This is a genomic window from Pseudomonas fluorescens (assembly GCF_002022275.1).
Taxonomy (GTDB): Bacteria; Pseudomonadota; Gammaproteobacteria; order Pseudomonadales; family Pseudomonadaceae; genus Aquipseudomonas; species Aquipseudomonas fluorescens_AJ.
Genome location: NZ_MSDF01000013.1, coordinates 69922 through 96281 on the forward strand (window position 1 = coordinate 69922; position 26360 = coordinate 96281).

Sequence of the window (26360 nt, forward strand, 5' to 3'; positions counted from 1 at the left end):
GCGTCCGGCGTCTGCTATTTCTGGAGGACCGATGGGCCTGCCTGCTGCTTTTCTGAGCGACGTCGCACAACTGATTCCGAAAAATCGTCGCTTCGACGATCCACTCTCCACCCTCGCTTTCGGCACCGACGCCAGCTTTTACCGACTGATCCCACAATTGGTGATCCGCGTGGAGTCGGAAGACGAAGTGGTTGCAGTGCTGCAACTGGCTCAGCGTGACCATGTGCCGGTGACCTTCCGCGCAGCAGGCACCAGCTTGTCCGGCCAAGCCATCAGCGACTCGGTGCTGATCGTGCTCGGCGACAATTGGAATGGCCGCGAAATTCGCGGGCAAGGCACGCAGATCCGCCTGCAACCCGGCGTGATCGGCGCCCAGGCGAATGCGTGGCTGGCACCGTTCGGACGCAAGATCGGGCCGGACCCGGCGTCGATCAACGCGTGCAAAATCGGTGGCATCGTCGCCAACAACGCCAGCGGCATGTGCTGCGGTACGGCGCAGAACACCTACCACACCCTGGCAGGCATTCGCCTAGTATTGGCAGACGGCAGCTGCCTGGACACCGAAGACGCCGCCAGCATCACAGCCTTTCGTGAAAGCCACGGCGCATTGCTGGAACACCTGGCAACACTCGGCCGCGAGACGCGGGCAAATGCTGAATTAGCTGCAAAGATCCGCCACAAATACCGTCTGAAAAATACCACCGGCCTGTCACTCGATGCCCTGGTGGATTTTGATGAGCCGCTGGATATCCTCAGCCACTTGCTGGTGGGTTCCGAAGGCACCCTGGGCTTTATCAGTGCAGTGACTTACGACACGGTGATCGACCACCCGAACAAAGCCTCGGCGTTGATTGTGTTCCCGGATGTCGAAACCTGCTGCAACGCGGTCACCGTGCTGAAAACCCAACCGGTCTCAGCCGTTGAGCTGCTTGACCGACGCAGCCTGCGCTCGGTGCAGAACAAACCGGGCATGCCCGCTTTCGTACAGCAGTTATCGGAAAATGCCTGCGCGATGCTGATCGAATCGCGCGCCGCGTCGACGTCATTGCTGCAGGAGCAGTTGGCGCTGATCATGACGGCCCTGGCGCCCTTCCCTGTGGAAAAACAGGTCGACTTCACCCAAGACCCCGTGGAAAACGCCCGCCTGTGGGCGATCCGCAAAGACACCTTCCCCGCCGTCGGCGCCGTGCGTAAAACCGGCACCACGGTGATCATCGAAGACGTGACCTTCCCGGTCGAACAACTGGCCATCGGCGTAAACCGCTTGATCGAGCTGTTCGACAAACATCACTACGACGAAGCAATCCTTTTCGGACACGCCCTGGAAGGCAATCTGCACTTCGTCTTCACCCAAGGCTTCAACAGCAGCGAAGAAGTCGCACGCTATCAGGCGTTCATGGACGACGTGGCACACCTGGTGGCCGTGGAGTTCGGCGGCTCGTTGAAAGCCGAGCACGGCACCGGCCGCAATATGGCGCCCTTTGTTGAGCTGGAATGGGGCAGCGATGCCTATCAGTTGATGTGGCAGCTCAAACGCCTGCTCGACCCGAACGGCATTCTCAACCCCGACGTGGTGCTCAGCGACGACCCGCAAATTCACCTCAAACACCTCAAACCGCTGCCCGCCGCTGACGAGCTTGTGGACAAGTGCATCGAATGCGGTTTCTGCGAACCGGTCTGCCCATCGAAAGGCCTGACCTTGAGCCCGCGCCAACGCATCGTGATCTGGCGCGATATCCAGGCGAAGAAACGCGCAGGCATCGACACCACCGAACTGGAGGCGGCCTACCACTACCAAGGCATCGACACCTGCGCCGCTACCGGGCTGTGCGCCCAACGCTGCCCTGTCGGCATTAATACCGGCGACCTGGTGAAAAAGCTGCGCAGCCGTGACGCAGACCGTACGAAAACAGCCGATTGGCTCGCCAGCCATTTCGCCACTGCGCTGCAAGGTGCGCGCTTTACCCTGCACGTCGCCAATGGCGCACGCATGCTGCTGGGCGCGCCGCGTCTGGCGAAGCTCTCGGCGAAAATCACGCAGCTGTCCAAGGGGCAAATCCCTCAATGGACAGACGCCATGCCGCAGCCGGAAAAAGCCATTCGCTTCAGCCCGGCCGTCGATGACGAGCGCCCGCGCGTGGTCTACCTGGCGGCCTGTGTCTCACGCGCCATGGGCCCGGCAGCGGGAGATAAAGAGCAGACGTCGCTGTACGACAAAACCCGCAGCCTGCTGGAAAAAGCCGGTTACCAAGTCGTCTTCCCAGACAACCAGGACAACCTCTGCTGCGGCCAGCCTTTCGCCTCCAAAGGCTACGCCGAGCAAGCCGAACACAAACGCCAGGAGCTGATCGGCGCGCTGCTCCACGCCAGCCGTGGCGGCCTCGACCCCATCTACTGCGACACCAGCCCCTGCACCCTGCGGCTACTGCAAGACCTCGGCGAAACGCGCCTCGACCTTTACGACCCGGTACGCTTCATCCGCACGCACCTGATGGACCGCCTCGACTTCACCCCGCAGGAAGCGCCCATCGCCGTGCACGTCACCTGCAGCACCCAGCATTTGGGCGAAAGCCAGGCGCTGATCGACCTCGCCCGGCGCTGTTCCAACACCGTGGTGATTCCGGAAGGCATCCATTGCTGCGGCTTTGCGGGCGACAAAGGCTTCACCACACCGGAGCTCAACGCCCACTCACTGCGCACCCTCAAGGACGCAGTGCAATATTGCAGTGAAGGCATTTCCACCAGCCGCACCTGCGAGATCGGCTTGAGCCAGCATGGCGGCATCGACTACCACGGGCTGGTGTACCTCGTGGACCGCGTCACCCAGGCCCGCGTGCATTAAACCTGCAAACAAACAGAACCCCTGCGCGCCGGCGTAGTCATCTACATAGGCCTCGGCGCACGAGGCTCAACAGTGATGTCGCTGGCAGCCTGTGAAACGCCAGCAGCGTCGAGCCCTATTTCGCAAGGAGATACCCTATGAAGCGTTCCGCTCTTGCTGGCTTGTTCATTACCGCTGCGATGCTGGCCTCCCCTGTTTTTGCTGCCGGCGACACCGATCTGTGCAAGATCAACCTCGACAAAATCAACAACGGCAAAGCCCTCCTCGCCACCGACACCAGTGGCAAAAGTGGTGAAATCGACACCGCCGTCTCCCAAGCCAAAGCCGCTCACGCCGCTGGCGATGACAAGAAGTGCATCGAGATCACCTCCAAGGCCATTCAAGACCTGCAGAACAGTGAGAAAGGCGGCCAGTAAACCGGACGCCGTCTCAAGGCCAACCTTCGGGTTGGCCTTCTCGGACCGTTTGGCGTACACTGCACAGGCTTGTCACTCACTAAGAAACAACGAGTTACAAGCACGGGGCCGTTTAGGATTCGACGCCGGTCGCGAAACTTTAGGTGCATGCCGAGTTGGTAACAGAACTCGTAAATCCACTGTTGCAACTTCTTATAGTTGCCAATGACGAAAACTACGGCCAGGAATTCGCTCTCGCTGCGTAAGCAGCCTTAGCCCTGAGCTTCTGGTACCTTCGGGTCCAGCAATCACCAGGGGATGTCTGTAAACCCAAAGTGATTGTCATATAGAACAGAATCGCCGTGCAGTACGTTGTGGACGAAGCGGCTAAAACTTACACAACTCGCCCAAAGCACCCTGCCCTTCGGGTCGCTGAGGGTTAACTTAATAGAAACGGCTACGCATGTAGTACCGACAGCGGAGTACTGGCGGACGGGGGTTCAAATCCCCCCGGCTCCACCACTTCATCATCTAAAGACGTCCACGGACGTCTTTTTTTGTGCCTGAAATCCAGTGAATACGGGGGTTTCAGCTCTTTTGGGGGCTTTGGAGGATTTCTGAGTTCCAGCCGTTTTAGTATCCCAGGTGGTATCCCGGACTACCAGATGCTATTTTCAGGATACCAAAACGGTGCTGGAGGTAGCCCCCATGCCTACTAACGCAACCCGCCTCTCCGATCGCCAGCTCAAGGCAGTCAAGGCAACTGGTAAAGACTTCGTCCTCAGCGACGGCGATGGCTTGCAGCTTCGAGTACGCGCGAGCGGCTCGATGATGTGGAATTTCAATTACCGCGAGCCGTTGACCAGAAGCCGTATCAACATGGCGCTTGGTCCATACCCCGACCTCTCGTTAGCCAACGCCCGCAAGAAAGCCGCAGAGGCGCGTGAGCTGCTTGCTTTGGGCACTGATCCCAAAACCCAGCGTGATGAGGTAAGGCAAGCCAAACTTGCTGAGACTGAACACACATTCGAGAAGGTGGCCACCGCTTGGTTCGAGCTGAAGAAAGACTCCGTAACCAAAGCCTACGCCGAAGACATTTGGAGATCGCTGACGCTCCATGTTTTCCCAAGCATGAAAACAACGCCGCTCTCTCAAATCACTGCTCCGATGGTTATCAAGATCCTTCGCCCAATCGAGGCCAAAGGAAGCCTCGAAACCGTCAAACGATTGAGCCAACGACTCAACGAGATCATGACCTACGGGGTCAACTCCGGGCTGATATTTGCGAACCCCCTCAATGGAATTCGGGCCGTGTTCAAGAAACCCAAAAAAGAGAACATGGCTGCGCTACCACCTGAGGAGCTTCCCGAGCTCATGATGGAAATCGCGAATGCCAGCATCAAGCGCACGACCCGCTGCCTGATCGAATGGCAGTTGCACACGATGACCCGCCCTGCCGAAGCAGCCACCACACGATGGGCAGATATCGACTTCGACAAGCGCATATGGACCATTCCGCCAGAGCGCATGAAAAAACGTCGGCCGCACACAATCCCTCTTACCGATCAGGCAGTTTCGTTACTAGAGACGCTCAAGCAACTCAGCGGTAACAGAGAGTACGTGTTCCCCTCAGATAGAAATCCCCGCACCCATGCCAATAGCCAGACCGCCAACATGGCGTTGAAGCGCATGGGCTTTCAGGACCGCTTAGTCAGCCACGGCTTGCGCTCGATGGCGAGCACCATCCTGAATGAGCATGGCTGGGATCCCGAGCTGATCGAGGTCGCGCTGGCGCATGTCGACAAGGACGAAGTTCGTAGCGCCTACAACCGGGCGGATTACATCGAACGTCGGCGCCCGATGATGGCTTGGTGGAGTGAACATATCCAGAAGGCGGCCACCGGCAGCCTGTCGGCATCGGCTATCCATCAAACCAGAGATCGCAACGTCGTACCGATTCGCTGAACATCCAACGAGTACGCGCCACCGGCTACGATCCGTGTCGTGTAGTAGGGCGAAAGGAGTGACGACAGTTGCCAGATCTCTGGTATGCCTACGCTTTTTCAGCCAAGCCCCTGAGTATGGGAAGGCTCCGCATTCCCATACTCAGGGGCTCACGCTTAAAGGTCTATCAGGCAACCACGATTTTTGCCTTTATACGACGGATCAACCCTGCTGTTAAGGCGTAGTAGTAGACGGTAGCTGGAGCTGAGCATCGCAGGTAGTGCTCCAGAAACCATCTCACGTGCTTTTCTCTCCAGGACCAGGGAGTCGCGCAACCCCAGCGCTCACGAATCACCTCGTGCATCCTTTCTGCTTGCCTGATGTGCCGCTGCCGCGTGGCATGTGCACCTTTGAGCACGGGGCGCAGAAACAACGCTATGTCGAACTCGGACGTCATCGCCGACCTCCGATGTAGGCACTCACCACATCGATGCGGTTATGTCCCAATTCGTGGCTGATCTGCTGTCGTGCACGCTGATCAAGCTCTCGATCTTCTCGATGAACACGACCGCCATTGACGGGTGTATTCAAGCCAGTCAGTTGCTCATAACGCTCACAGGCGTAAGCCGCCCGCAGCTCATGAAAGCCTTTCAATCCATGCTCATGCAAGATGTCCCGTGCCGGTCGCACAACTGCCCGAATAAAGTCTTTGTAGCTTTCGTCGGGCGCCAACAAATTCCGGCTGCCATTGGGTAAGGTCGCGCTGGCCCAATCCAGGGCATCGCGAACTTGATCCGTTACCGTAATCCAGCGCGGTGCCGAGGCCCCTGATCGACCGCCTTTGGTGCCATCCTGGATGTTGATCTTGCCCAGTTGCCGAACCTCACGTTGCAGTCGTGGCAGATCGGCCAGGATCGCTTCGCGCAGGCGCATACCAGTCTCACGGGCGAGGAGCACAATGGCACTCACCCTCGATTGCTGACGATCTGACAGTGCCCGCGCGATCAACTCGACCTGCGCACGGTCTTGGCCTTGCGGAGCCTCACTACGCACGCTTGAGCGCTGCAGGCCAAGCGCCTTACTCGGACTCGGGATTTTGACGTACTGATCACCGCGCAGCGCGGCCATCGTTCGGTTCACGCTGGACAGTCGGTTCTGCGCGGTGGCAATGCCGACGTTGCCCTGATCAACCTGCTCCCGCACGTGGACGGCGTACCGCATGAGGATCTCGCGGTCTATCTGGCGCGCGTCGTTGACCCTCGGCCCTTCATCAGATCGACACCAATGCACGAACGCCTGCCAGCGATCACTATGGGCTTTGACGGTAGCAAAATGGCCGTCCCCAAACAGGTCTTTCAGGGCTTGCGGTCCGGCATAGCCGAGCTGGCGACCGAAGCCGAAATTGCGCCCCGTTCGCTTACCGACCCGAGCCATTTTTCTGTTCCTGATCGACTGCCGCGAGATCATGCAAAAGGGCTCGCCAGTGCGCACTTACAATCGCGAACTGAGCCCAATCAGTCGGGCGAAAACACAGCGTGTTGTCGGTGACGTAAAGATGCGCGCCCTGCTCTTCCAACCATTGGATAATGGCGGTCGTAGAGGTGATAGTTCTATGGAGGGTGGCGACACCGGCGACACCGGCGACAACCCTTGCCTTGCCTGCCTTTGAGCGTGGCGACAAAGTGGCGACAGTACCGGCGACAAATCGCACTTTCGGCTCCTTTTCGCGTTGAGCCAGATGGTTGCGCAGCGCTTCATCAAGATTGAACATGACGCACCTCGAAGGTGTGGCCGTCGGAGATCAACCACTGATGATCAATCAACTCGACCAGCAGCTTTGCGGCATGACGACTGCTCTTGCGGGCAAAGCGGGGACCGTTGCGATTCACATCTCGAATACTGAAGCGCTTCCAATCCTTGACCTGCAGCCAGCGCAACAGCCGGTCCGCCTCTTCTTTTACCCTGCACACCGGCTCCTGCTCGGTCAGGCGCTGGATCTCGGTGAGGTAGTAGCCGACTAAGGCCGAGGCCCGCTGGATATGGTCGACCTCCACGACACTGCTCTCCTCCACAACGGCCAAAATACCGGCGACGCGCAAAAGGTTGTCGGCGGCCTTCGAACCGCTGGGCCGCACGCTGGCCAGCTCGCCAAACTCACCCAGCTGAGCCTCGATAGCATCATGCAAATCAATCCAGCGACGGCGGGCCAACGGGCTGAGGGTCAGGGATGACAACTGCAGAGCACCGTCAGCGGAAAGTGACCAGGGCTGACGAAACAGGGCTGAAAGGCGGTGGTGATAGCGCGTTAGGGCAGCGTCATTGGACAAGTCGACAGCCTGGTAGCTGCGTTGTCCAGCCAGGCTAGTGGGCCAGGTCATCAGGCAGCGGCCGAGAATGCCTTGCCCCTGCAGCAACGGGTCACTGAGCAACTGCATGGCTAGATACGGTTGCAGCATCAGGTGCAGGCTCAAGCGTCGGTCGTAGGCTCGCAGGCTTTCGCCAGCCATGGAGCGCGCACGATCAATCGGGCTACCGTCCCAGAGCGACGACAAGGTCGTGACCGCTTTCAAACGATTGTCCCTATTCATGGTGCTGCTGCCGAGGAATTGTCCGCCCTCGTCACAGAACAAACCCATGCTGGGCAGGTCATGACAGAGCCCCTTTATCAGGGCCTCGATAGTCGGGTCCGTGGTGATCAGCCTAGGGGCTGAGGGCTCCGCTTCGAGCGGCGCCCCGTTCGCGGACTCAGGATCAGCAGGATTGATACGCTGCGCCTGCCGCTGTGCGGCACGGTGCCGTGCAAGCTGTTCGCGATAACGCTGCCACTGCTCACGCTCCCATTGCCGTGCCGGCAGCAATGCACATCGGTCTGCCGCCGTTTTACGATCCCCCGACGCTGCCACCGTGATCAGGTACAGCGACAGGGGATAATTTCTCCCGTCGAGCTGTAAGCCCGCATGACCTTGAGTGGCTAGGGCCGACGCGGCCAACACCGATTGCGCGGCCAGTGCTTGGGGCACGCCGATGACCTCGGCCATGCGTTCCACCGCAGGCCCAAGAATCCCGCCCAGTGCCTGCACCGGATAAGGCTGGGCCACGGCATTCGACTCAAACAGCGGTCGAGGTGGTCGTGGTAGTTCAAGCTTCGGATCTAACTGCTGCATGGCCCTCTCCTCGTTCATTGCCGGTTGTCCTCACGTAGTCCCGCCACGGCTGTTGAGTGTTATCAGGGATCAAGGCCCCTGCGGCCTGTGAGGTGCTCACTGACGCGGAACGAACGGCTCCTTACGACCGGGAGCAAGGGCATGACCCCATGAATCTGGCCTCCTTAGACGCATCCGAAGATGCGGGCGGGTGGAGGCTGTGCCGACTGACGAGTTCGGCACCTAGAGATCCTGAGCGAGAGAAGGCAACAACATCGAAACCTGGGGCATGCCTGACTGTCATTCAGGTGCAGCCTTTCAATAGGCTGCGGCACCGGTGCCTGTGTCGTTGCGGATGGCGACGAATCGGATTTGTCAGGCCGATTGTCACGCGGAGAGTTGCGGCAATGCCCTGTACGACGTGGCTTGCAGCAGTGGTACGAGCGCCCGTCTCTTTCCAGGAGAAAGAGACGGGCGCGATCTGGCGCAGCGAAGTGCGCCGAGAGGTGAGGTTGCTGCAGTGCAGCGAGGAAGGTCCATCGTCTGTCGCAGTGGACAGATAAGTGGAGTAGGCATCCATCACTCTTGGGGAGTGACCGTGCGAGCCGCCGGATGCTAATCGCACTTTGGGAGAACCACCACGCAAGTGGCGTAGCCTTGAAGGTTCTGGCTACCTGGGCTGGTGCTGTCAACGACAGCGATCCGTGCGCCAATTTTTATACCCACTCGAAATGGCGGTCAAGCATCACTGCCAAAGCGCTCAGAAAGTGGCGACTGTCGCCAATTTTGTCGCCATGCTCCAGGCCACGTTCTACGTGGGTTGTCGCCGGCGTCGCCGCTGTCGCCACACCTACATCCATGCCCAACGAAAAGATTCGCACATACACTGAAATGGCGCTGCGTTTGATAAAGGTTGCAGGGAATTACTGACGGGGGAAAGCAAGCGTGGCGTTCGTCAAATTTGAAAATAGGAGGGTGGAACTCCGCGGCTTCGAGAAAAAGCGAGTGAACCCTCCGATCGGCGCGATCAAAGATCGCTTGATCGGAGGGTTTGGCGGAAAAAAGCAAATCTCAAACGTCAATTACAGACTCAGGCATCAAAGCGGGTTGATTGAGAAGTGACGGCCTCACGTCGCATGATAAGCGTCTGCTGCAACCGCAGCAGAAAACCTGCTTCAAATGCTTCTTGGGGATCACCTGGACGATGATGCTTTCGGTTTTGCGCCAGTGCCCACCACAGCGGCAATGATGAACCATCGAGCCAGGTCTCAGCACACCGAACGCCGTCCTCAATCATCGGGCGGAATTCATTGCCCCATGGTGTTCGGATACCTGGACCGCCTTCTGCGGAAGGGACAGAGACGTACTCACCAATCTGTTGATGAACGCGCTGAGCAGGGATACCCGACAGATATCGGAATGCCTTGTCGAATAGCACTGCCGCGTCATCCAACAGCTCTACCGCCAGCTCAACGTCTTGCGGAAAATGAAGCAGAATACTCTGTGCTCCATTAAGCCGAAGAGTGGCAGCCTGCCGTAGTTTAATCGCGGCATCTTCAGGGGTAAGCAACGCGGTATCGATGCTGCTGGGTTTGGGGAGGCCGATGAGGAGCGAGAGATCAAACATCACGGAATCCTCCGAGATAGTTTGCGGTACTAAAAAAACGGCCAGGGCGGCGCACGAGCTTAAAAGGGGGACAGGTCATTTTCCTTATCTCCTCGGACAGTTAAGGAGCCGTCCACCCAGCCGTTCTGACACGAAATGGGTGGCGGACCGTACGGGGGTCAGAAACCGGCGTCCGAGGGAACCGGCCAGGCCGAAGCCTGCCCCGCACGGACCGCCATAGAAAAGCAGCAGCTAAGCCTCTGTAAGCACTTAATCGCTGGCTATGGCGCTATGCGCCTCGAACAATGCAGGTTCTGACACCCGGCCACGGGATTGACCGCGACAGAGCAAAGCGTAAATGTGAAGCCACGACAACACAAGCATGAGTGTCAATAAGTGTAGCATTCAGATGAAAGCGTCCGGCACAACTAGCGGTTGTCGTTATCTAGCGGCTTTTGCGGGCACGATAGAATGCAGCGTCTTCTCCTAAACCCCATCACCCTGACAGGATCGGAAACGACATACATGACATCCTTTCGAAAAAATGATTTTGCTGAAGAGTCGACGAAAAAAGAAATGCGTTGGGCACTATTCGGGGAGCCTGAGACTCCGCAGAGCCCCGTGGGGTTTTAGATCATAGGACAGCCCTCAACGCAGGCGACAGGATAGTACCCGACGACCTGTTGATTAACGCATTGAGCGGTAGGACGCTCTTACATATCGGAATGCCACGCACGCACACCCTTGCCAATCAGGAACATTGTTCCTAAAATGATATTAAGTTTACGCAGTGGCACACACAATGACGGAGCAGGACGATATGAGCGTCAAAAAAACAGTCAAGCCTGCTGAAACACTTCTGGATTTCGAGATTTTCTATAACGGAGAGCTATTTCAAACAGTCAAGTTTTCCAGCTTCCGTAAATGCAACAACTGGCGCGAAAAGAACCTGGAAACACCATTCCTCTATGTGATTAAAACGCCAAATTGCAATCGTGAAAATTGCATCGAGATGTCCAAGCGCTACTTCACGACCAAACATCGTGTGTACCCAGACATTTTTGAACGGCCAGAGTGGGATGTCGTTACTGACGCCGAAGTCCAAATGCGAGCAGAACAGAACATCGTCTTAGAGGCTCGTGAACGTACGGGGGTGAATATTTCTGTCCAAGTCGGCGGCGGCAAATATGATGTGACTGTTGTTCACTACGACAAGCCGATGCGTGATCGCGTGGAGATTATCAAGGGCGATATGAGCCGCGAAGAGGCTTACGAATTTATTCGTGACTACCGCGTCGATGCAAGTGCGAGCGTAATGAAATCGACCGACGAGGTGGAACCCTTGACTGAAATGAATCAAGACGAGCGCCAGCAACTGGTTCTGAATACATTACTGAATGTCATCAAGCCAAAAAACACTGGCTGGAGAGAAATTAGCAAAGCCATAGAAGATCTTAATATCATCGAATCCGATGGCTGGCTGGAAGTGCGCGACATAATCCAATACCTATTGGATCAAGGTCGCATCGCTCGACCTGAGTTCGATCCGCACGCGGATGACGAGTATTACTTTGCAACTACCTAGAACGCAGCAGCCATTGAGGAGAACAGAAGTAAAGCTCGCTGAAATCTACTGATAAAGAGGAATACCTTATTGAGGAGCCTTAGCGTGCATCCCGAATACCGAAATGAAGATAAGCACCCTCAAAGACCGGACGCTTCCTTACACAATCCTTCACCAGTCTATCTACGTGAACTTCTGGAGATCGCGCGCGTCACCCAAGAAGCAGCAGCGACCGCACTAGGTATCACTGATCGAGTTATGCGTTACTACTTGAGCGATCAAGAGTCAGCTACCTATCGACCAGCTCCGTATGCAGTCCAGTATGCACTTGAGCAACTGGCAGCACATGCAGCCAAGGAACGAAGTGCTAATCATATCTGAGCCTTGGAGGAGCCGCCAAGCAGATCCTCCAGTGCGGCACTTAATCTGAAGCCGAGGCTGCTCGGATGAAAATACTCGACACAAGCATGTGCGCTACTACCCCTCCCTCACAGCCATAAACTCACTCTTAATATGTTTCCCACTGGCCGATCCCAGGACGGTGCTCGCTACTGCCAGTGCGGATGAGAATACAGTGAAGAGTGCGCTGCCCATCGTAGCCGATGATGACGTTGTCACCTTCTTGCGCTTGATCCATTACTTCATTTTTTTGGAAGTAGAGACGATGCTCGGAGCGAGTAGGGTGGTCCTCACGAGCATCGTACCAAGTAACATTAGCTTGAGCGCCGATGTTTTCCCCTCTCACAGAGAAGTGGACATTCAACTCTGACCGATTGGTTCCTAGCACGTCCTTGAGCGCAGCCACGCCATTAAACTCATGCTGGTTTGAACGCTCTGGGCGGGCCTCCACCGCAGAAAGGGTCTTGATACAAGCGGGGTTCAGCACAATAGGTCGATTCGACATCGCATTCCAATCCTTCTGAAATTCAAATATTGGGGGGTAATCACCGAGGCTCACCATAGCAACCGCCTGGAGACTCTGCCCTTACCATATGATGCCAAATCGACAGCATTTCAAGAGGGAGTGCTGGAAAATCGCTGCCGACTGACTGCGGATGCGTAACAAAAAATTTTTCATGCCTAGGACAGGCCGACAATTGGATCGCAATGAAGCCGGAGACCGCAGTATAAAAACACAATTCGAAGGATTAAATAGGGTATAGAATTCAATTAAAATCTTATATTTTTCATATAGATAAAACAAAAATACTCCGCGAGAGCGGAATAGATCACTATTCAAAATGCTCGCCAATGCGCGTAGCGATGCTCACAGCATGAGTTGGCCAGATAAGTGGCGCAAATTAGGGCAATCAAGGGCATGTACTCGACGTAGTTTCTTCCCGGCCTTTCGAGATCGGCTCGGGAAAACCGCGACCTACCCACTTGAGACCTACGAGTTAGCCCTAACTCAATACGAACGCGGGGAGAGGGAAAGCGCCCACCCCAAATACTTTTTTTCGAAAAGCGAAGGCCATCAATGATAGCTTGATAGAAATATGCAACCTTGCCAGAAGATCACGGATACAAAACGATAGGCACAATCACCTCGCCCAATATCGTCAGCGTCAACCTCCATTCTTCGACCAACTCAGTTGACATACGCTATTACCTGCCTCTCAAATAAAACAGCTATTTCATTAATGGACTCGCCTCCAGCCTGATTTGATTTTTATTCTAACGACGTCAGCTTCTTGTTCGTCTTGTTGGGGGACATTTGTACGCACCACACGAATTTTGTAAGTGCTCGAAGCCACACCCTTGGATATTTCCAGCTCCTCGCCTTCTTTAGCCCCAATTTCACGAAAGTATTTAGTCATGTAGGTAATGCGATACTCATTCCGGGTTCCGCCGACATCATGTAACTTATTATTGTAGTAAACGAATCGAAACTTTCGCAGAGTCCCCATTTCGTCTTCACAATCGATCCATGCATCGGGATTCTTGACAGTCGCATCCAACGGAGGCAGAAAAGTTAGCAGCTCTCCTTCCGATTTCGGAATGAGAATGCCACCCTGATGCCCCCCGGTCGAGCCAACGTCATTTGCGCTAAGTGTCTTGCTAAAGGTTCTATGAGTCATATTCTTCCTGGAGTTATTTCTAGGGCTCGCTTCAAGTCGGCCGCATCTCTGGACGAAACAGGGACACTTTCATTTGCCAATTCACTTTTCCAAAGTGATCTATCAATCATCACTTCCTCTACTGTACCCTTGTAGAAAAGACGATAGATGGTTACTGGGTGTGTCTGTCCACGACGGTGGGCCCTCGCACTTGCCTGGGCCTCCAATGCAGGGTTCCACACTGGAGTGAAATGGATTACAACTGTGGCTGCGGTGATATTCAACCCGGCACCTGCGGCTTTAGGGTTCAATACCAAACATCCCGGCCCGTCATGATTTGAAAAATCGTCAATTATCGCCTGGCGGTCTTGCTGAGGAGTCGAACCATTAATCGCTCCCCAATATGTGCTGGGGAGGCTCTGGACCGCCTCCATCAAGAGTCCCCCGACCCGATTGAAGAGCGCAAACACAATGACCTTTCGTCCATTACAGAATGCCTCACGAAGCAGGCTCACAACACGCTCCATTTTGGGAGTCATGAGAGGACACCCAGTTGAGCGGAGCACGCTCGCCTCTTCGCCCTCGTCGTCACCTTCTTCATCTTTCCGCAGCCAAGGATGCGCACAAACTAATTGCAGTTGGAGCGTTGCAACCAAAGCTCCCGCCACAGGGTACTTAGCCAAGGTAGCCGCACGTACCATGGAATAATGGCCGGCGAGCAAATCATCCAGCTCTAACGGAATATCGATATTAATTCGCGCGGGAAGGTCACCTGCCACGTCCACCACTCTGCGTTTGAGAATGATCGGATCCGTAAAGTGCCCAATAGCTTGTGCCGATTCGAGGCTGTCCGAGTAGGCTGCTTCAAATTCCCGTCTCGAACCCAACAAACCTGGTATCGCAAAATCTGCTAGTGACCACAGATCCAATAGACTGTTTTCAACCGGAGTGCCAGTCATAGGAATGGTTCGCCGGCGCGGGATCGATACGACTGCACTTCTACGATTCGAGTCCGGGTTCTTGATGGCTTGTGCCTCATCGCAGATTACCCATGACCATTCAAACGATGAAAAGATTGAAATGTCATTAACCATCGTGTCGTAGGTCGTAATGACCACACTTGTCCGTTGGAGCTCTCGGTAAATTCCAGCTCTATTGGCCCCCCGATGAACCATCACTGTCATCCCGGCCGCGAAGCGCTCAAATTCACGCACCCAGTTGGCAATCAAGCTGGTCGGGCAAATTATCAAGGCAGGAGCATCGGTTTTCGGCGGCTCCATCAGCAACAACGCAATGATCTGTAGTGTTTTCCCTAGCCCCATTTCGTCGGCTAAGATCAATCCGCCGGTATGTTTAATGGTGTTCCACATCCAACTGACGCCGCGCGATTGGTACGGAAAAAGGGTAGCTGTCAGCCCCTGAATAGTCATTTCGCCATCTAGGTCCTCAGCAGCGACTCTACCAGCCTGAAGAAACCCCTCTTCGACCTCGACCTGCATACTTGCATCCACGCCGCGGATAAGGCTGATTGCTTGGCTATAGGTAAGCCTATCAGGAGAACAGCCATTCAGCATTTTTTCGAAAAGGATGACTGCATCTCGCGGCAAAGGCCGAATCGTCGTACCGTCCATGACCCATGCATGGCGATTGCTGGGCGCGAGATGCACATAGCGATTTCCTCTCAGCAAGCGGACCCCACCAAGTCGCGCAACAATCCAGTCCCCAGCCCGGCCGATGATCATTACTGGGTCGATCAATCGCTCCGAAAGCATCAAGCCTTCGGGTATGTTCTGTCGCAGCGACTCATAAATCTCTGGGAACTCGGCAGGCTCAGTCATTGCAGCCACTCCTCAACCGCTTTAAATCCTCAATATCCCAAGGAATTGGGCGCTTCGTATGAAGCGCTCGATGACAGGATGGACAAAGTGGAACTAGATCGGTACGTGGATCATAAGAGCGAGGTTCAATAAGCGAAGCAAGCGGCTCAAGATGGTGTACTTCAATTATCGCCCCCGCCTCCCCGTAGACCCGTCGGGGCTCGAGTCCGCAAACGATACAACGTTCTCCGTGAATGCGGATACACAAGAGCCTGTTGCGCGGGTTTCGCTCCCTTCGCTTCACGACTGACTGAAGAATAGCGCCTTCAAATGCGGGAATTTCATCATTGACCTCCTCCTCAATAACGTCATATCCGATGAGCTCGGCCATTGCGGCCATCATCGGTACTATCACGTCGCGACAGATGGCGATGATCGCAACGTCATCGTGTGGATGGTCCTGATTCCGGATTAGTGCAGTCATCCGGAAAGAGCCAGACGTAACAGCCCAGTCGGCGAGGTTTTGGCCAGCGATTTCCACCGCAATATCTGACCGGATCGAGGCGACAAGAGCACGCGCCAACTGCACATCCTCCGAAGCTGCCCTTCGGATTTGTCCGATTATCTCTCCTGAGAAGCTACCAAACGACAGACCGACGCTGTGCCCTTTCAAGCCGTAAGGCTTAAGCTCGGCAACCGGTCCGTGCTTCTGGTCAAGATCTCCGAACCATATACGCAGGCCCGATCGCAGTCCGCTGACGTCGACTGCGGCAGCGATCGCAGCCCCGGTTCCCTCTTCCAGCTCCTTTAAAATCAGATCCTTCTTCCCTACGATCATTCTGCGTCTTCATCCTCAATCATCAAGTCAGCAGGGTCAGGATCAGGAACATTGCGCAGGAGCTTGCGCAGGTTGTTCGATATCTCGCTGCGGATGTCCTCGAAGATCGGTTCCAGCTCTTCGTTCGTATTGTTTTGCTCTGCTGCGGCAAATGCCCATAGAAGCAGGTCCATACCCTCTACCGCGTAACCGTTGGCAGCGGCACGCTTATATATCTTCTGGTAGAAATCATGATGTTTGTTCAGCAGTACCGCCGGCATGTGGCCGCTATCGCCTGCGCTACGCAGGGCAGGCTGCCATAGCTCACCAGTATTGATGTCTTCGACCGCATCGACATATACCGTGTCCGCGCTCACATTGCTTTGGACAGTAAGCTTGAGCTTGATCTTCGAACCCATGTTGTTGGAGATGACTGCCGACTGGGCAGCAGGATCGACGGATGTCACCTGAGCCTTACTGGCACTGCCTGTATCCGCAATGTTCTTGTTCGCACTGGTGTGGTCGATTTGACGAACATTTGTCTGCTCACGAGTTTGCCTTCGAGCACGCTTCCCAGCTTCCCGGTAGATTGGCTGCAGTAGATCACGCAGACCATCCTCTAGGTCGGGGTGGAAAAGAATCCGGGATTTCTTTACGTCGATCCGGAACGCATCATCAAGCTCGTGGCCGAAGTCGAACTCGATCCGCAGCAGCGAAGTGTGCGGTTCAGGAGCTCCGAAGACTTCCATCCAGCTGCCATCTTGAATCAAGCGCCCCTCTCGATACACGTAGAAACCCTGAGCGCGGTTGGAGATCCGCGCATGGGCTTTTTCCTCATCTTTGGTCATGTCGCTGCGATGGGGCAGGATCCACGCCCGAATATTCGCGATCTCTTCCGAGCCGTCGGGCATTTCCACTAGCAGCTTCTGCTTTGTCTCGGCAAGGACCTGTTCTGAGCGGGAGGGATAGAAGGGATTCCAAGGATCGACAGGGATTTGATTAACGAAAATGGATACGTTGCGCTCCCTATCGTCAGCCGAGTCGACGAACCGGTGGTAAACGAGCGAAAGATGTTTGACTAGGCTTTCTGCCAGCCGCTTGATCGCAGCCTGTTCCTTAGCCGAGCCAGGCTCATAATCCTTCGTCAGGATCCTGTCACAGTTCTCCCAGATCAAGAGCGTTCCCTTGTCACCGCAGAGTTCTTCAAACATCTCCTGTTCGTCTGAGGTAACTGGCTCCTTGAGCATTTCCCACTTTTTCTGCTTGGCAACATACTCGAGATCCCAAGCAAGCTTTGCGAGTTCCTGGTCCGGACTCTTGCGGGAAATCAGAGTGTACTTGAGACATACGGAGCTTGACGCCGTCTTCAGACCAAGCCCGAACTTGCCAAGGCTCTCAGGATTCTCGCGTTCGGGAGCCCCGTAGCGCATGGCCCGATGGATGCCCTGCGCATCCATACCTTCGCCGTTGTCGCCGAAATAGACAAACTTTCGGCCGTCTTCACGGAGAGTGATCTCGACATTGATCTGCCCCGCCTTCGCGGCAATCGAATTGTCGATGATGTCCGCAGCCGCAGTCCTAACGTTGTAGCCAGTATCCCTAAGACCAAAAATCAAACGTGGAGCATCGGGCTCGTTGATCAAATCGTTCACATCGAAATCCTTTTATCATGGGCTTCTACCGTCTAGTCCGGCGAGTTTCTGCACCAAGCGAAAATTCAGGCCAGTATAATTGTACTCTGACGCTGCAGGACAACTCGCTCAATCGGCTTTTAATGAACATCCGTTCCAGCAAGCCTAGTCCGATGTCGCAACCATTTTTTTTAGGAGGGTGCCTGATCGGACGATAGCAGGCTAAGTTTCCGCTCCAGCCGGTCCAATGTGTCCGGTTCCTTCTTCAATTGACACTCCCAGATAATCAGAACATTCCAGCCGGCAGCCTCAAGGCTATTGATGTTGGCGAGGTCCCTTGCGACATTTTTCTGGAATTTTTCCTTCCAAAACTCTGGCCTCGTCTTCGGGATCGTTGAGTAAGGGCAGCCCGGGTGACGGTGCCAGAAGCAGCCATGGACAAAGATGCAGACCTTCAGACGTGGGATCACGATGTCTGGCTTGCCGGCTAGGTCCTTACGATGGATGCGATAACGGTAACCTCGACCGTGCAAAAAGCGCCTGACTACCATTTCTGGCACAGTGTCCTTGCCGCGAATGGCGGACATCATCCTAGAACGAGTTGCAGTGTCTACAGTGTCCATATCTGAACCGTAACCGTGAAAGATCTCTGTTCGGTAACTCTCGCTTTGCGAGGTTCAAGAAACATGCCGACAAGCTAGCAGCTGAGCTGGATTCGGTAATAGCTTGGATCATGTACCAGAACGGCAAACAAAATCTGCCACCGCAAAGCACTGTACATGCACACAGCCAAGCCATAATTTCAAGTCGTTTTTTGCTCCTGCAAGCTAATTTAGAAAACGCTTCACATTAGCTGCCATAGGGATATTATAGTGATATTTCGTCACAGATTTGACCCAGAAGAGCTCATATGAATTTCGTTGACAATGAACAAAACGCTTATGGAGATGCACCGAGCTTATTGGCGAATCGTCCCGCTAATCATGCCGACAACGACCTAACGTTGTTAAAGAAGCTGCTCGACATCTACGACCAAGGCTTTTTGGCTGAGACCCTCAACGAAGCCAGTCCTGGGCACTGGTGTCGCGAGACGATCAACCGCTGGCACAAGGGTAAGGCATCTCCGAAACTCTCCTACGTCGAGCACGCGCGCCTCAGTGAGCTGCTACCTCGAAAGGTCGAAGGCAAGCGCACATTCACTTTCATCGATTTGTTTGCCGGGATCGGCGGTATTCGAAAGGGCTTCGAGGCGATCGGCGGCGAGTGCCTGTTCACCTCCGAATGGAACAAGTACGCAGTTCGGACCTACAAAGCCAACCATTATTGCGACCCAGCTCGCCATCGCTTCAACTTGGATATCAGGTCCGTGACACTATCCGATCGGCCTGACGTCAGCGAGGACGAGGCATATCGCAATATTGATATTGAAATACCAGATCATGATGTGTTGCTGGCAGGTTTTCCTTGCCAGCCTTTCTCCTTGGCAGGCGTTTCTAAAAAGAATTCGTTAGGTCGCAAGCATGGGTTTGAATGCGAAACTCAAGGCACGCTCTTCTTCGATGTTGCCAGAATCATAGCGGCCAAGCGGCCAGCAGCGTTTTTGCTCGAAAACGTGAAAAATCTTAAGAGTCACGACAAGGGCAACACATTCCGGATCATCTGCGAGACGCTGGACGAGCTCGGCTACGAAGTGGCTGATGTAAACGCACCTAAGGGTGCCGATCCGAAGGTGATTGATGCCATGAAATTTCTGCCTCAGCACCGCGAGCGGATCGTACTGGTAGGCTTCAGACGCGATTTAAATGTCCATGAGGGCTTCACTCTCAAAGACATAGTCAAGCACCAGCCAGCACAACGGCCTTCGTTCGGCGATCTTCTAGACGAGGACGTCGACAGCAAGTACATCCTCACGCCCAAGCTGTGGGAGTATCTCTATAAGTACGCTCAGAAACACAAGGAGAAGGGTAACGGCTTCGGGTTCGGCCTGACTGGCCCCAACAGTGTGGCGCGTACGCTGTCCGCCCGCTACCACAAGGATGGCTCCGAAATTCTTGTTGATCGCGGATTCTCGGAAAAACTTGAATTTCATGGCGAACTTAATCATATGAATAGGCCGCGCCGCCTTACTCCTCATGAATGTGCCCGCTTGATGGGGTTTGACAAACCGGGCGAGAGCAGCTTCGTGATTCCTGTCTCTGACACCCAAGCTTACCGTCAATTCGGCAACTCCGTAGCAGTGCCTGTTTTCGAAGCGGTCGCGCGAATAATGAAAGACCGTATCTTAGCGGCCAAGGCAAAAGCACAAGATGCGGAAAGACCGAAACTTGAAATTGCGCCTCCGGGATAACGGTCGCCACCTACAAATTTATTTCGTCCACGATAGAAATCTGTGGACCTCTATCAACGGGTAGGCAGTTAACAAATAATAATCGTAAACCATGGCTGCCGAGCAAAATTGTCAATTCGATTACGAGCGGCGGGTCATGGCATTGCCATCTGAAGTATTCCAATTGGTATTCCAATCAAAATACAGCTCGAATATTTTTTAAAATAATCAATAGCATAACAGACCGATTCAGATTACCCCGGCCCACCAATTCGAAGCATCGACAGAACCCGCCTAGTGCGGGTTTTGTTGTTTCTGAGGGTTGGAAAGCCCAGCCGGCGGGCCTTCGGATTTTTCCTTCAAGATGTCGCGCCGTTGGTGAACTGGCGTAGCCCCCACCACAACGCTAACGTTCCCCCCGTCGCTGCTCATCAGCGACCGGCTTTGACAGGCCGAAAAGTGTAACCTTTCACACCCCATGATTTAACGGCATGCTTCACGCATCCCGCCTCGTTCATGGCGGCTGTGCGTGGGGCATCTTCGGGTGCGCCGGGTTCCTACACTTCCGGTCTGTCAACCCGCGTACAGCTGCCACCCAATCCTGTTTGACAGCAGAGAGGCGGCAGCTCCTTAAACAGTGTGGGAGCTTCATCATGAAAAAAATCACCCCCAATCCTCCAGCGAGCCTTTTCACGGTCACTCAAGACATCGAACCTGAAACTCTACTGATTCAAGCCAGCGAAACCCTTGCCTCGCTGAACGCTATCACCACTGACCTGGCTTTCGAACTCGAAGGCGAAAACCGTCAGAAGCTTTTGGGTAGCCAACAATTAATCGTGCTGGGTGAATTACTGATCGAGCGGGTATTGGCTGTACTGCACCCCGCAACAGACACGTCACCGTCCCCGCAGTAGCAAAAATCAAAAGGCCGAGTCGCTTTACAGCAACTCGGTCCTAGAAAGTTCAGCGCTCAACGCACTTTTGCTCACTCGAAACAAAACGGGACTGACCTTGTAGGATCTCGTGCAGGCCGCCATCCGGCAGGATTGCAGCGCGATCACCCTAGAGGCCGGCACTACGGTTTGGCATTCCCACCCCTAGAAACACCAAAAAAACGCAGCCGCTCACCCCCCCCGCTGTTGCGCCACAAGGGCATTATCCAACTCCATCTGCATCAACTGCCCAATAGTCTGCCCAACCCTCTGCACCGCCATCTCAATCTTCCGCGTCGGCGGATGAGCAAAGTTCAGCCGAATACAATTTCGGTACTTCCCCGCCGCCGAGAAAATATTGCCGTTGGCCACCTGCACGTCCTGAGCTTCCAACAGCCGATTAAGGGCGTAGGTGTCAAATTCGCCGGGCAGTTCGACCCACAGGGTAAAGCCACCCTGGGGCTGGCTGACGCGGGTGCCCGCCGGGAAGTAGCGGTTGACCCACTCACTCATCAGGTCGCCGTTGCGCTTGTATTGTTTGCGCATGCGGCGCAGGTGCAGCATGTAGTTGCCCTTGGCGATGAATTCGGCCACTGCCAGTTGCGGCTGGGTGACGGTGGCGCCGGAGCCGATGTATTTCATGTGCAGCACTTGGGGCAAATAGCGCCCCGGAGCGATCCAGCCGACGCGAAGGCCTGGGGCTACGGTTTTGGAAAATGAACTGCAGAGCACCACCCGGTTGTCTTCATCGAAGGACTTGAGTGAGCGCGGCCGTGGGTAGCGGTGCGACAGGTCACCGTAGATGTCGTCTTCAATGATGGGCACGTCGAAGCGCTGGGCCATGCGGATCAGCTTGAGTTTTCGCTCGTCGGGCATGATGTAGCCCATGGGGTTGTTACAGTTGGCGGTCAACTGGATCACTTTGATCGGCCACTGCTCCAGTGCCATTTCCAGGGCTTCCAGGTTGATGCCGGTGACGGGGTCGGTGGGGATTTCCAGCGCCTTGAGATCGGCCGCCTTGAGGATCTGCATCATCCCGTGATAGCTCGGCGAGGCGATCGCCACGATGTCGCCGGGCGAGCAAATCGCGCGGATCGCGGTGGACAGGGCTTCCTGGCAGCCGCTGGTGATAATCAGGTCAGCCGGGGCCAGGCGACAGCCCGAATCGATGGACAGCCGGGCGATCTGTTCGCGCAGGGCCAATACACCCTGGATGTGGTTGTATTGCAGGCTCGCGTTGTCACTGCGCCGGCTGATACGGGCCATCGCGGTCAGCAGCGGTTTGAGGGTCGGTACGCTGATGTCCGGCATGCCGCATCCCAGCTGGACAACCTCGGTGCTTTGATCGAAGCGCATCAGTTCCTGGACCATGTCCCACTGGGAAATGTCCACCGGCCGCAGGATGGGCCGGCCCATCTGCGGCAACGGCGCCACGCGCCGATCCGACGGCACGAAATAGCCCGATTTGGGGCGCGGTATCGCCAACCCCGAACATTCCAATACACGGTAGGCCTGTTGCACGGTGGTCAGGCTGACGCCGTGCTCATGGCTGAGGGTGCGTACAGACGGCAAGCGCTCGCCAGGCCCGTAAAGGCCTTGCTCGATGCGGCTGCTGATGAATTCGGCGAGGTTCAGATAAAGGGTCATGGGTCTGACTGTAGCTGCTCATCTGATACTTAAGAAGTTACAGATCGGTCTTTTTTTGAAAAAAATTCAGCCTAAAAACCCGATCTGTATCTAAAAGATTGAACTCTCCTGTATCTGCAATACACACCGTCGCCTTGGGATGATAAGCCCCAGAACGGTGCACACGACCTTGGAAACGGTAGACGCTAAATCGTAACTCGTCACAGTACACACACAATTTTAAGAAATGCCCTACACGACAGACACCTGAATAAATAACAAGCCAGGTGTTTGAACCTGCCCGGCGAATGCCAAGAGGACCAAGCGCAATGACGGCAAGGATGACGCTCACACCGCAAATGGCCGAGTACGAACAGAAATTTACCGATGCCGGTGAAGTTCGATGGTTGCCCTATTTGATGTATTTCCACCCGACCAACCATTCTTCATCCGTGGTCAATACAGATTCGTCCGGCTTCCGTTATTCCGAGTCATTGGGCACCAGTTATTCGGTGGTCGATGCCAGCAAGAATAATGGCCCGGTGCGCGTGCTGGCGGGCAGCTCCACCGTGTTCGGCATTGGCGCCAGCGCCGACAGCTGGACCCTGGCCTCGCGTCTGACGCACAACGATTCCCGTGGCGCGCGCTGGATCAATTTCGGCGGTCGCAGTTTCAATTCCACTCAAGAGCTGGTGCTGTTCACCCTGAACCGGCACCACCTGCCCAAGGTGGATGAAATCGTACTGTTTTCCGGGTTCAACAACCTTGGCCTGGCGCGTCAGCCCCAAGCCTCCCGGGGCGAGCACGGGGCGTTTTTCAACTGCAATCAGTTTTTCGATGCCTTGGCGCCGCAACAGCCGGCCGCCAGCACGTGGAGCCTGTCGAATCTGTTCGGCAAGTCTCAGGAGCCTGAGCAACCCGAGCCGCCGTCGATGCAGGAACAGATTGACTACGCCGCCAGGCTGACCCTGCAGCACCTGGATATCTGGCGCGCCCTGGCCGCGGACATGGGCGCGAAACTCACGTTCATCCTGCAACCCCTGGCCGGCTGGGTCCGCAAGACCGGCAGCCGCGAGGAAGAGCAACTGTTTGCCGAACTCGACCAGCTCGGCAATTTCACCGAGGCGTATGGCGACATCCTGCAAACCTCGGTGCGCGAAACCTATGCCCAGCGCCTGCGCGAAGGGGCACAGGACATGGGGGTGAAGTTTGTCGACATCACGCCATTGCTGGCCGAGGCACTGGAGCCACAGGACTGGCAGTTCGTCGACCGTATCCACTTCACCGATGCCGGCAACGACCGGGTTTCAAAACTAATTCTCGATGTCACCCGCTAAAGGACTTGCACATGAAATCCATCAAAAAGTTTTTTCAGCGCCTGTTTGGAAAAAAGAAGAAAAAGCCTGACTCCTCCATTTACCCGATGTTCTGACGCAGCACTGGAAGGTAATGGCTATGGATGGTTCGGTTTTAACGCGGATGCCCGCAGATGACAGGTGGCGCGAACTCTACCGTCTGGCGCTCGACCCTGAATGTTTCCTGGATGCGGAGTATCTCGACACTCTGTTGGGTGACAACCGCGAGACGGCGCCATTGCCGCTGCTCTCCCGGCAGATCGACGCGTGGCAACTGGAACAGGCTTCGGCGTATGCCGGTGCCGCGGCCGCCGCCGTCGAACAGCACAACGCCCACGCCTTTGCCCAGGCGTTGGCCGTCTACTCGGCACCGATGGCCTCGGTGCTGGGCTGCTGGCTGCAGGGCATGAGCGCGCCCGGCGTATTTGAAGACCCCGCACAGTTGCGCTTGATGCAACTGTTTGCCCATGACGTGGGCGTCGGCTACCCGAACGCCTCCCGCGCCCATCACTTCAACGCGCTGCTGGGCCAGTTACAGTTGACGGCATACGCCTTGGCCCCGGCGCAACTGGCGACCCTGCCCGACCTGAATGACGACGCGTTCGAACTGCCCGCACTGTTGCTGGCCCTGAGCCGGCGCAGCGATGCCTTTGGCGATGAGCTGTGCGGTGTCGATTGGGCCCTGCGCGCCGTAGGCTTGTGCCCGGGCTGGGCAGCCATGGGGCAGCTTGAGGGGCTGGCGCTGAAGCTGGGTCGGCTGGACCTGAGCGCCTCCTTCCCCGGCCTGGAGCCGGCTTCGTTGCGCCATATCAGCCAGTGGGTTGCGCACCGGATCATCGAACAGGGCGAAGACCGCCAAGCCCGTCTACTGCGCGGCGCCAACTGGCTGTTCGGCGCACTGCAACGCTGGAATGCGCGGCTGTATAACGCCTCGCTGACCGCCACCTCGCCGCAGCAGGCCATCGCGCATTTGATGCAGCGCCTGGCCCGGGTTGGCGCGGTGTATCACCAGAATTACCTGATCGAAGGCCGCAGCCTGGCGCTGTGGCTTGAAGACGCGCAGCACGACCCGTTGCCCCTGCTGGATGTGCTGTCGCGCAGCCGTCTGATCGTGCCTGGCAACTCGAAAAAAAGCTTGCTGGTCACCAGCCTGGTAGCGCCGACCGGGCGCATGTTCCGCATCTTCAGCGAGGCTGACTTAAACGTGATTCGCCAGTGGATCGATTGGTTGCCCCAGGCTGCCAATACGGTGCAACTGCCGCGCCAGCCGATCGACAGCCGCGCCATGGTGGCCCGCCCGAGTACCGCCAGCACGGCCGACACAGGGCACTGGCCGCAGAACCTGCGCGAGGCCTATTTTGTCTTGCAGGGGCGCGCGCTGCAGCCAACCACCCTGACGTTCGCCCATGCCTATGTGAGCCGTTGGCTGGAGCAGTCGCGCCAATCGCTGAAAACCTCCGGGCGCCAATTGCCCGAGCAGTGGGGCCCCCACGTGCTGCGCGCCTGGTTGCTGGACAAGCATGACCAGAACGGCCGGCAGTTCGATGACAGCGACCCGGCGCAAATGCCGAGCCGTGAAGAAATCGTCGAGTCGACCCTGCAACTGGCGCCTCTCACGCTGATCGACGGCGCGTGGCTGCAAGGGTTTACCGACGTGGGGCTGGCGTCTTCCCATGTGGGTTACACCCTGTTCCAGACCTATTGGGACGAATTGGGCAACGGCATCGAGGCGCTCAACCACCCGAAGATCTACCGCGATGGCCTGCGGGAAATGGATTTCGAACTGGCCCCCACCGGTAGCCGTGAATTCTCCGAAGACCCGCGCCTGTATGAGGAGTCCTTCGGACTGCCGGTGTATTGGCTGTGCCTGGGCAAATTGCCCGTGACGTTCATGCCTGAAGTCCTCGGCATGAACCTGGCGATGGAGTTGTCCGGCGTGGGCGGCAGTTATCGCTCGGCGCGACGCTTTTTACGGCACTACGGCTTCAGCACAGCGTTTGTCGATCTGCACAACACCATCGATAACGTGTCCACCGGGCACTCGGCCTGGGCGGCCGATGCGATTGACGCCTACATGCGCGCATTCACCAGCGCCGAGCAGCTCGCCGCGCAATGGCAACGCGTGCGGGTGGGCTATGAGTCGCTGGCGCCGATGCCGGGCAAGTGGACCTCGCTGTTGCGTCGATTGGGCCTCTCATCCGCAGGCAACGTACTCCCGCGTCCGGCACGCAGAACGGCTTCAAAAAGCTATCTGCATCACTTGCCGATCACGCGGGAAGTACTGCTGGAAACCCACGAACAATAA

20 protein-coding genes and 1 other RNA gene are annotated in these 26360 nt (G+C 56.0%); 9 read left to right on the plus strand and 12 right to left on the minus strand.

Annotation, left to right across the window (positions count from 1 at the left end; all coding sequences use genetic code 11):
- The first annotated feature begins 31 nt into the window (after window positions 1–31).
- The 4 genes from BFW87_RS06825 to BFW87_RS06840 all read left to right on the plus strand — a co-directional run bounded on the left by BFW87_RS06825 (window position 32) and on the right by BFW87_RS06840 (window position 5202).
- Window positions 32–2842, plus strand: a complete 2811-nt coding sequence (locus BFW87_RS06825) for an FAD-binding and (Fe-S)-binding domain-containing protein (RefSeq protein ID WP_078739162.1) — start codon at window positions 32–34, stop codon at window positions 2840–2842.
- Between the two features lie 137 nt (window positions 2843–2979).
- Window positions 2980–3258 carry a hypothetical protein gene (locus BFW87_RS06830; protein WP_078739163.1) on the plus strand — a complete coding sequence of 93 codons (279 nt, stop codon included), beginning with the start codon at window positions 2980–2982 and terminating at the stop codon, window positions 3256–3258.
- 104 nt (window positions 3259–3362) lie between these two features.
- Window positions 3363–3759, plus strand: a transfer-messenger RNA (tmRNA) gene (ssrA, locus tag BFW87_RS06835).
- Window positions 3760–3945: 186 nt separating this feature from the next.
- On the plus strand, window positions 3946–5202 hold the full coding sequence (locus BFW87_RS06840) for an integrase domain-containing protein (RefSeq protein WP_078739164.1): 1257 nt from the start codon (window positions 3946–3948) through the stop codon (window positions 5200–5202).
- 166 nt (window positions 5203–5368) lie between these two features.
- On the opposite strand, the gene BFW87_RS32230 is transcribed toward BFW87_RS06840, so the two are convergent.
- From BFW87_RS32230 to BFW87_RS06865, 5 genes are all read right to left on the minus strand, one after another.
- Window positions 5369–5638 carry a hypothetical protein gene (locus BFW87_RS32230; RefSeq protein ID WP_078739165.1) on the minus strand — a complete coding sequence of 90 codons (270 nt, stop codon included), beginning with the start codon at window positions 5636–5638 and terminating at the stop codon, window positions 5369–5371.
- On the minus strand, window positions 5635–6615 hold the full coding sequence (locus tag BFW87_RS06850) for an integrase domain-containing protein (protein WP_078739166.1): 981 nt from the start codon (window positions 6613–6615) through the stop codon (window positions 5635–5637). Before BFW87_RS06850 ends, BFW87_RS32230 begins: the two co-directional genes overlap by 4 nt.
- Window positions 6599–6952: a hypothetical protein gene (locus BFW87_RS06855; protein ID WP_078739167.1), complete on the minus strand. Its 354-nt coding sequence runs from the start codon at window positions 6950–6952 to the stop codon at window positions 6599–6601. The genes BFW87_RS06850 and BFW87_RS06855 overlap by 17 nt, the downstream gene beginning before the upstream one ends.
- Window positions 6939–8345, minus strand: coding sequence for a YfjI family protein (locus BFW87_RS06860; RefSeq protein WP_078739367.1), 1407 nt, complete (start codon window positions 8343–8345; stop codon window positions 6939–6941). Before BFW87_RS06860 ends, BFW87_RS06855 begins: the two co-directional genes overlap by 14 nt.
- Window positions 8346–9414: 1069 nt before the next feature.
- A complete protein-coding gene (locus BFW87_RS06865) occupies window positions 9415–9951 on the minus strand; it encodes a LasR-specific antiactivator QslA (RefSeq protein ID WP_078739168.1) in 537 nt (178 codons plus the stop codon).
- 799 nt (window positions 9952–10750) lie between these two features.
- On the opposite strand from BFW87_RS06865, the gene BFW87_RS06870 reads away from it, so the two are divergent.
- A complete protein-coding gene (locus BFW87_RS06870) occupies window positions 10751–11515 on the plus strand; it encodes a hypothetical protein (protein ID WP_139372403.1) in 765 nt (254 codons plus the stop codon).
- 487 nt (window positions 11516–12002) lie between these two features.
- Here the strand turns inward: BFW87_RS06870 and BFW87_RS06880 are convergent, their stop codons facing one another.
- The 6 genes from BFW87_RS06880 to BFW87_RS06905 all read right to left on the minus strand — a co-directional run bounded on the left by BFW87_RS06880 (window position 12003) and on the right by BFW87_RS06905 (window position 18439).
- Entirely contained in the window at window positions 12003–12398 is a 396-nt protein-coding gene (locus BFW87_RS06880) for a type II restriction endonuclease (RefSeq protein ID WP_078739368.1), read from the minus strand.
- 733 nt (window positions 12399–13131) lie between these two features.
- Window positions 13132–13572 (minus strand): EcoRII N-terminal effector-binding domain-containing protein, encoded by a 441-nt coding sequence (locus tag BFW87_RS06885; protein WP_078739171.1) that lies wholly within the window; start codon window positions 13570–13572, stop codon window positions 13132–13134.
- A complete protein-coding gene (locus BFW87_RS06890; protein WP_078739172.1) occupies window positions 13569–15389 on the minus strand; it encodes a DEAD/DEAH box helicase in 1821 nt (606 codons plus the stop codon). Before BFW87_RS06890 ends, BFW87_RS06885 begins: the two co-directional genes overlap by 4 nt.
- Window positions 15382–16206, minus strand: coding sequence for an HNH endonuclease (locus BFW87_RS06895; protein ID WP_078739173.1), 825 nt, complete (start codon window positions 16204–16206; stop codon window positions 15382–15384). Before BFW87_RS06895 ends, BFW87_RS06890 begins: the two co-directional genes overlap by 8 nt.
- Window positions 16203–17837, minus strand: a complete 1635-nt coding sequence (locus tag BFW87_RS06900) for an ATP-binding protein (protein ID WP_078739174.1) — start codon at window positions 17835–17837, stop codon at window positions 16203–16205. The genes BFW87_RS06895 and BFW87_RS06900 overlap by 4 nt, the downstream gene beginning before the upstream one ends.
- Window positions 17838–18007: 170 nt before the next feature.
- Window positions 18008–18439, minus strand: a complete 432-nt coding sequence (locus tag BFW87_RS06905; RefSeq protein WP_078739175.1) for a very short patch repair endonuclease — start codon at window positions 18437–18439, stop codon at window positions 18008–18010.
- A 287-nt stretch (window positions 18440–18726) separates the two neighbouring features.
- Here BFW87_RS06905 and dcm point away from each other — a divergent pair, with 287 nt between their 5' ends.
- Both dcm and BFW87_RS06915 read left to right on the plus strand, forming a co-directional pair.
- On the plus strand, window positions 18727–20163 hold the full coding sequence (gene dcm, locus BFW87_RS06910; RefSeq protein WP_078739176.1) for a DNA (cytosine-5-)-methyltransferase: 1437 nt from the start codon (window positions 18727–18729) through the stop codon (window positions 20161–20163).
- Between the two features lie 632 nt (window positions 20164–20795).
- Window positions 20796–21056, plus strand: coding sequence for a DUF6124 family protein (locus BFW87_RS06915; RefSeq protein ID WP_078739369.1), 261 nt, complete (start codon window positions 20796–20798; stop codon window positions 21054–21056).
- A 210-nt stretch (window positions 21057–21266) separates the two neighbouring features.
- Here the strand turns inward: BFW87_RS06915 and BFW87_RS06920 are convergent, their stop codons facing one another.
- Complete coding sequence (locus tag BFW87_RS06920; protein WP_078739177.1) at window positions 21267–22721, minus strand: PLP-dependent aminotransferase family protein; 1455 nt, start codon at window positions 22719–22721, stop codon at window positions 21267–21269.
- A 308-nt stretch (window positions 22722–23029) separates the two neighbouring features.
- On the opposite strand from BFW87_RS06920, the gene BFW87_RS06925 reads away from it, so the two are divergent.
- Together BFW87_RS06925 and BFW87_RS06930 are read left to right on the plus strand one after the other, a co-directional pair.
- Window positions 23030–24037 (plus strand): SGNH/GDSL hydrolase family protein, encoded by a 1008-nt coding sequence (locus BFW87_RS06925; RefSeq protein WP_078739178.1) that lies wholly within the window; start codon window positions 23030–23032, stop codon window positions 24035–24037.
- Window positions 24038–24179: 142 nt separating this feature from the next.
- Entirely contained in the window at window positions 24180–26360 is a 2181-nt protein-coding gene (locus BFW87_RS06930; RefSeq protein ID WP_254865857.1) for an iron-containing redox enzyme family protein, read from the plus strand.

Bases quoted from the DNA above. Each gene is read 5' to 3' on its own strand.
- BFW87_RS06885 (WP_078739171.1), bottom strand. From the start codon at position 13,572: ATGACTCATAGAACCTTTAGCAAGACACTTAGCGCAAATGACGTTGGC.
- BFW87_RS06840 (WP_078739164.1), top strand. From the start codon at position 3,946: ATGCCTACTAACGCAACCCGCCTCTCCGATCGCCAGCTCAAGGCAGTC.
- BFW87_RS06925 (WP_078739178.1), top strand. From the start codon at position 23,030: ATGACGGCAAGGATGACGCTCACACCGCAAATGGCCGAGTACGAACAG.
- BFW87_RS06890 (WP_078739172.1), bottom strand. From the start codon at position 15,389: ATGACTGAGCCTGCCGAGTTCCCAGAGATTTATGAGTCGCTGCGACAG.
- BFW87_RS06915 (WP_078739369.1), top strand. From the start codon at position 20,796: ATGAAAAAAATCACCCCCAATCCTCCAGCGAGCCTTTTCACGGTCACT.
- BFW87_RS06905 (WP_078739175.1), bottom strand. From the start codon at position 18,439: ATGGACACTGTAGACACTGCAACTCGTTCTAGGATGATGTCCGCCATT.
- BFW87_RS06860 (WP_078739367.1), bottom strand. From the start codon at position 8,345: ATGCAGCAGTTAGATCCGAAGCTTGAACTACCACGACCACCTCGACCG.
- BFW87_RS06830 (WP_078739163.1), top strand. From the start codon at position 2,980: ATGAAGCGTTCCGCTCTTGCTGGCTTGTTCATTACCGCTGCGATGCTG.
- BFW87_RS06825 (WP_078739162.1), top strand. From the start codon at position 32: ATGGGCCTGCCTGCTGCTTTTCTGAGCGACGTCGCACAACTGATTCCG.
- BFW87_RS06870 (WP_139372403.1), top strand. From the start codon at position 10,751: ATGAGCGTCAAAAAAACAGTCAAGCCTGCTGAAACACTTCTGGATTTC.
- BFW87_RS06850 (WP_078739166.1), bottom strand. From the start codon at position 6,615: ATGGCTCGGGTCGGTAAGCGAACGGGGCGCAATTTCGGCTTCGGTCGC.
- BFW87_RS06865 (WP_078739168.1), bottom strand. From the start codon at position 9,951: ATGTTTGATCTCTCGCTCCTCATCGGCCTCCCCAAACCCAGCAGCATC.
- BFW87_RS32230 (WP_078739165.1), bottom strand. From the start codon at position 5,638: ATGACGTCCGAGTTCGACATAGCGTTGTTTCTGCGCCCCGTGCTCAAA.
- BFW87_RS06895 (WP_078739173.1), bottom strand. From the start codon at position 16,206: ATGATCGTAGGGAAGAAGGATCTGATTTTAAAGGAGCTGGAAGAGGGA.
- dcm (WP_078739176.1), top strand. From the start codon at position 18,727: ATGAATTTCGTTGACAATGAACAAAACGCTTATGGAGATGCACCGAGC.
- BFW87_RS06855 (WP_078739167.1), bottom strand. From the start codon at position 6,952: ATGTTCAATCTTGATGAAGCGCTGCGCAACCATCTGGCTCAACGCGAA.
- BFW87_RS06930 (WP_254865857.1), top strand. From the start codon at position 24,180: ATGCCCGCAGATGACAGGTGGCGCGAACTCTACCGTCTGGCGCTCGAC.
- BFW87_RS06920 (WP_078739177.1), bottom strand. From the start codon at position 22,721: ATGACCCTTTATCTGAACCTCGCCGAATTCATCAGCAGCCGCATCGAG.
- BFW87_RS06880 (WP_078739368.1), bottom strand. From the start codon at position 12,398: ATGTCGAATCGACCTATTGTGCTGAACCCCGCTTGTATCAAGACCCTT.